Source organism: Vagococcus sp. WN80Y (assembly GCF_059621045.1).
Genome location: NZ_JCAQHY010000014.1, coordinates 1 through 549, shown reverse-complemented (window position 1 = coordinate 549; position 549 = coordinate 1). Strand labels below are relative to the sequence as shown.

The following is a 549-nucleotide window of genomic DNA, read 5'->3' as shown; positions in this document are numbered from 1 at the left end:
TTTTAGCTCTCGCTTCAAACGAGCATTTTCTTTGGCTAGGTCACTGTCAAAATTACCTGAGCCACGCCTAATCACTTCTCCTTCATTTTCGGCGGTCTCTTTTACCCACTTGTAGTAGCTTGAGGCGCTGATATCTAAATTACGACAGCACGCTTGAACAGTTAATTCTGGATGGTCGGATCGATACGCTAAAACAGATTCTTTGAATTCTTTTGTGTGTTGAGCTATTGAGAGTCTCCTTTTGTTTTCTTTTAGTATACCTCAACTCTCCACGTTTAACTGTTCCGATTTCTATACTAGCACTACCAAGCTTTTAGTAGGAGGTAGCTTTTTTTGTTTTTTTACAGGTTTAGTTTTCGTATAAAAGTCTCTTAAAACAGAAAAATATCTTGGTGACAATCAGAATAACTGATAATCGCCAAGATATTTTGTGTGCATTGAGTAGATTAGGCCAATTTATGGCCAATTTTTTCAAGTTTAGTGCCATTAAGGCAAATCCTATTTCATTGGTCACTTGTAGGTGCCCTCTGACATGAAATTGAGTGAAAC

General features: G+C 37.7%; 1 protein-coding gene. It reads right to left on the bottom strand.

Annotated elements, in window-relative coordinates; genetic code table 11:
• Nucleotides 1-228: transposase (locus AC5KOD_RS02365; protein WP_496912951.1), on the bottom strand; the 228-nt coding region annotated here is incomplete at its 3' end.
• Between the last annotated feature and the right edge of the window lie 321 nt (nt 229-549).